At 67.9% G+C, this 5010-nt stretch carries 5 protein-coding genes; all 5 read right to left on the reverse strand.

What is annotated here, in order from left to right; translation table 11 throughout:
- The coding region (locus SY1_RS11945) for a glycosyltransferase (protein WP_208873887.1) at nt 1–1033 on the reverse strand (1033 nt) is incomplete at its 3' end.
- Nucleotides 1034–1035: 2 nt separating this feature from the next.
- Nucleotides 1036–2073 carry a glycosyltransferase family 8 protein gene (locus tag SY1_RS11950; RefSeq protein WP_015557173.1) on the reverse strand — a complete coding sequence of 346 codons (1038 nt, stop codon included), beginning with the start codon at nt 2071–2073 and terminating at the stop codon, nt 1036–1038.
- Nucleotides 2070–2819 (reverse strand): 3-deoxy-manno-octulosonate cytidylyltransferase, encoded by a 750-nt coding sequence (gene kdsB, locus SY1_RS11955; RefSeq protein WP_015557174.1) that lies wholly within the window; start codon nt 2817–2819, stop codon nt 2070–2072. Before kdsB ends, SY1_RS11950 begins: the two co-directional genes overlap by 4 nt.
- A gap of 10 nt (nt 2820–2829) precedes the next feature.
- On the reverse strand, nt 2830–3840 hold the full coding sequence (locus SY1_RS11960; protein WP_015557175.1) for a KpsF/GutQ family sugar-phosphate isomerase: 1011 nt from the start codon (nt 3838–3840) through the stop codon (nt 2830–2832).
- Complete coding sequence (gene kdsA, locus SY1_RS11965; RefSeq protein WP_243440689.1) at nt 3837–4733, reverse strand: 3-deoxy-8-phosphooctulonate synthase; 897 nt, start codon at nt 4731–4733, stop codon at nt 3837–3839. The genes SY1_RS11960 and kdsA overlap by 4 nt, the downstream gene beginning before the upstream one ends.
- Between the last annotated feature and the right edge of the window lie 277 nt (nt 4734–5010).

The raw sequence follows: 5010 nt of genomic DNA on the forward strand, positions 1-5010 counted from the left end.
CAAGGCCGTGCCCATCACCCACGCGAACCTGCTGGACCAGGGCGTCGTTCAGTGCATCGGCCATGGCCTCGTCGTCCCCGACAGGCACGAGCCAGCCGTACTTCCCGTGAGCCAGGATTTCGCCGGGGCCGCTGGGGCAGTCCGTCGAGACGACGCTGCAGCCGCAGGCCAGCGCCTCCGCAGCGACGTTGCCGAACCCCTCCCAGCGGGAGCTGATGGCGAAGACGGAGGCCCGCGCTATCCAGGCGTAGGGGTTGGGGTCGTAGCCCGGAAGCGCAGTGCGGTCCGAGAGCCCCATCTCCGCGATCCGGCGTTCCAGCAGGGGGCGTTCCTTCCCCTCTCCAAGGACGATGAGCCGGACCTCCGGCCTCCGCCGGGCAAGGCGGGCAAAGGCCCGCAGGAGCGTCGAGAAGTCCTTCTGGTCCCCGAGGCGTCCGGCACCGAGGACTACGGGCGGCTGTCCGGCCTCAAGCCATGGATGTGGCGCGGACGCCTTCGCCGCGGCACGAATTTGTGCGAGAAGCTCCGGCGTGACGACGGCGTTGTAGATGACGTGGATTTTTTCGGGCGGGAGGAAACCAAGGGACCGCATCTCGTCCGCTACGCCGCGGGAGATGCAGACGCAGGCGGCGGCGCGGGGCGCCAGCAGGCGGTAGCGCAGGGTGCGGAGGCGCGTCTGGAGGGGGCCGCGCTCCATCGTGAACATGCTGCGCTGGGACAGGATGACCTGGAGGGGGCCTCGCAAGATGACCTTCGTCAGCAGGGCGCGCATGGCGGTGTAGACGGGGAGCAGGAAGCCGAACCCGCCGCGCCGAACCTCGCTCAGGAGGCGCAGGAAGGACCCGTGGAGGTCAACGACCCGGACCTCGGGGACGAGGCTCGCGAGCATGGGGCCGCGCGCGTGCAGGAACAGCACGGAGACGGAGAGCCCGCGGCGAGACAGGGCGTTCGCCAACCGCAGGGACGACCGTTCCGCCCCTCCCGTTCCCGCGTCGCGCAGCAGGAACGCAACGGGCGGCAGCCCGGCGTCCATGCCTAACGGGCCCCGCCGCGAAGTCCTGCGGCGAGGCGATGAAGGAACTCCCGAACGAGGAGGCCAACCGCGAGGACCGGCTCGCCACAGAGGATGTCGCGCCGGAGCCTGAGACCGATCCGCCGCCAGCATTGGGCCGTGTGGCGGTGCAGGGAGGGCGTGTGGGAGGCGGTGCGGCTCAGAAGGTCGATCAGCTCGTCGCGGGTCGTGTTCTCGCCCCAGGCGCTGCGCAGGTACGCCCTCCAGTAGAGCCTTTCGGAGAGAAGGCCCGTCAGCCCCAGCCATGGCTTCGACTCGTTGATCATGTGGAGGATGGAGTTGGAGGGGTCCTCCTCCAGACGACGGTTGTTGAACCTGTCGTCGAGCAGTTTGATGGAGCCTCTGAACAGGGAGTTGAGGATGTCCTGGTCGGCCAGTCGGGCGGTGTGTCCTCTGTGGGCGAGCCAGTCCATGGAGGCCTGAAACAGGCTGCCCCGCTCTCGGATACGGTCCAGGTCCATCAGCAGGACGCCGGCGTTGACGTAGGAGGCAGGGTCTCCGCCGTTCAGACGCACGCGAAGGGCCTCGGCGGAGAGGCGGCGAAGCCCTCTTCCAGGGTGGTCTAATGCACCGGCAAGGCAGTTCCCGTCCAGGCTTACCTCCCAGAGCTCCCGCAGGTCCAGGTTCACCAGGGTGTCGCAGTCCAGGTAGACGACCCGGCCGACGGGAAGCAGGTCGGGGATGAGAAGGCGGTAGAGCGTCCCAACGGAACAGGCGTCTTGAACGAGGGCCACCGTCCGAGCGTCCAGCTGGTCTCGATAGGGGGTGACGTCGATGAGGCGGACCTCCTGCGCGTACTTCGCGGCCGTGCGAAGGAACTTTCCGCGGGCCTCCTCCGTCAGCGTGCTGTCGTGCAGCACGTGTACGACGACGGGGCTCTCCGTGTTCTCGAAGATGGAGGCCATCACGACGCCCGCGTGTTGGCTGTACGTCCCCCTGGGGTCGTACAGCGCTAGGGCGGCGTGGATCGGCCCCTCCGTCCTCGTCGCGCCGCCCCTCATGCCCCGGACCTCTCCCTCAGGATCGTCCTCACCCGCTCAAGGTCCTCCTGCGTGTCCACTCCGACGCCCTCGGCGCTGGAGGCCGTGACCTTGACGCGGAGCCGGTGTCCGTGCTCCAGGGCTTTGAGCTGCTCCAGGGATTCTGCCTCCGCCAGCGGCGTCATGGGGAGCACGGCGTAGTGCCGAAGGAAATCCGCGGTGTAGGCGTAGAGGCCGATGTGGCAGTAGACGGGGAGGCGCGGCTTGTTCCGCGGGTAGGGGATGAGGGAGCGGCTGAAGTAGAGCGCATCCCCGTTTTGGTCCATGACGACCTTCACCGCGTTGGGGTTGTCCCGGTCGGCGTCCGCCATGGGGCGGCACAGCGTGGCGAAGGAGACGCCCGGCTCGTCCAGGAGCGCTGCGACCTCGTCGATCGTGGCCGGGTCCAGCAGAGGCTCGTCCCCCTGGACGTTGACGACGGCGTCCGCGTCCGGGGCCAGGATGCGGAGGGCCTCCTCCGCACGGCTCGTTCCGTTGGGGTGATCCGGCGAGGTCATGACGGCGCACCCGCCGAAGGCCCTCACGGCGGACGCGATGCGCTCGTCGTCCGTCGCTACGGCGACGGACGTAAGGCGTCGGGCCGCCATGGTGCGCTCATAGACGTGCTGGATCATGGGTTTGCCGCAGATGTCGGCCAGGGGCTTGCCCGGCAGGCGGGAGGAGGCGTACCGGGCCGGGATGACCCCCAGGATTTTTTTGACGTTCATGGGATGGGCCTCACGCGATGCCGGACTTCAGGAGGTCGTGGACGTGCAGCATCCCCACGGGGCGTCCGTCCTCCAGGGCCACGAGCACGCTGATCTCCTCCCGCTCCATGACGCGCATGGCCTCCGCTGCCAGCGCGTCCGGGCTGATGCCCTTGGGGTTCTTCGTCATCGCGTCCTCGATCCTCACGAGAAAGGCGTCCGTTCCCCGCCGCCCGATCAGGCGGCGCAGGTCGCCGTCCGTGAAGATGCCGCACAGCCTCCCGTCCTCGTCCACGACGCAGGTGGCGCCGTACCCCTTGCTGGTGATGGAGAACAGCGCGTCCTGTACGGAGACGCCGCACGGCACCGCGGGCAGCTGGCCGGGGCCGCCCATCACGTCGCGGACGCGCGTCAGGAGCCGTCGCCCTAGGGCCCCGCCCGGATGAAACAGGGCGAAGTCCTCGCGCTTCAGTCCCCGCAGCAGCGTCACCATCGCCGCCAGCGCGTCGCCCAGGGCCAGTTGCAGCGTGGTGCTGCTCATGGGGGCCAGCTGCAGCGGATCGCCCTCCTTCTCGACGCGCGAATTGAGGACGATGTCCGCATGCTGCGCCAGGGGGGATTCAAGCCCCCCCGTGATGGCGATCATCATCGCCCCCAGCCGGCGGAAGTGGGGGAGCAGCGCCACGATCTCCATGGAGGTCCCGCTGTTGCTGATGAAGAGCCCCACGTCTTCCCGCCGCACCATGCCCAGATCCCCGTGGGAGGCCTCGGCGGCGTGCAGGAAGAAGGACGGCGTCCCAAGCGACGCCAGCGTGGCCGATATCTTGCGCCCCACGTGTCCGGACTTGCCGAGCCCAACGACGACGACCCGACCGCTGCACTCGTGGACGGCGTGGGCCGCGCGCGTCAACTCCGGCCCGACCCGGTCCGCTGCCCGCAGGATCTCAGCGGCCTCGGTCCTCATGAGCCGGCGTCCCGCCTCCAGGAGCTCCTGGTCCGAACGCCGCTCTCCGGGTCTCTCGCACGGAAGTGCCGACGTCATCTCGCCTCGCCCCCTTCCCTTCCACGTCCCGGGGCGTCCTCGCCCTGCCTCAGCCCATCGGGCAGCGCCCGTCGCGCCCTGTGGATGGCCAGCACCTGATCCAGGAAAGCGCCCATCTCGTTCAGGGGGATCATGTTGGGCCCGTCGCTTCGAGCCTTTTTGGGATCGGGATGCGTCTCGGCGAACAGGACGTCGATTCCGACGGCCGCCGCCGCCCGCGCCAGGGGCAGGGCCAGCGCACTGTCCCCGCCGCTCATGCCGCCCATGCCGCCGGGCCGCTGCACGCTGTGCGTGGCGTCGAACATGACGGGATACCCCAGGTTCCGCATGGTCACGAGGGCCGTCATGTCGACGACGAGGTGGTGGTAGCCCATCACGGTGCCGCGCTCGCACAGGATGACGCGATCGTTCCCCGCCTCGCGGCACTTCGCCGCGGCGTACTCCATGTCTTCCGGGGCCAGAAACTGGGCCTTTTTGAGGTTGATGATCTTTCCGGTCCTCGCAGCGGCCACCAGCAGGTCCGTCTGGCGGCACAGGAAGGCGGGGATTTGAATGACGTCCGCCACCTGCCCGACGGGCTCGGCCTGATGGCTCTCGTGGATATCCGTAAGGATGGGCACGGCCGCAGTCTCCTTGATCGTCTCGAGCTGTTCGAGTCCCTTCTCCAGACCCGGCCCCCGCCATGCGTGGATGGAGGTGCGGTTGGCCTTGTCGAAGGACGCCTTGAAGACGTAGGGAAGGCCCCGCTCGCGGCACAGGCGCTTCATGGTCTGGGCCACCTCGAGGCCGAGTTCAAGGCTCTCCAGGGAGCAGGGGCCCGCCGCGACGGCAAGCTCTCCGCCGATGGAGAAGTTTCCGATCCTGTACTTGTCCTTGTCGAAAACAGCGTCCAAAAATAATCCTCTCCGTTCTGTTCCGGCGTCTTGGCGTCTGTGCCGAAGGCGCTTTCGGGACGCCATGGGCACAGGTCCCGTAAAGTTATTATAGACCGTTTTCCGTTTGGATGCCTCAGTCCGGCGGGTCCTCTTCCACGAACGCGCCGTAAATGGAGCGGATCGCCCGTTTGAAGTCCTCGTTCAGCACCCCTGTGGAAGTGGCTCCGGAAGGTCGGGCTTGTGCAGGTAGAAACAATCCTGAGCCGAGAAACGGAGCGCCTAATGCTTTTTCATA

It is taken from the genome of Fretibacterium fastidiosum (genome assembly GCF_000210715.1).
Taxonomy (GTDB): Bacteria; Synergistota; Synergistia; order Synergistales; family Aminobacteriaceae; genus Fretibacterium; species Fretibacterium fastidiosum.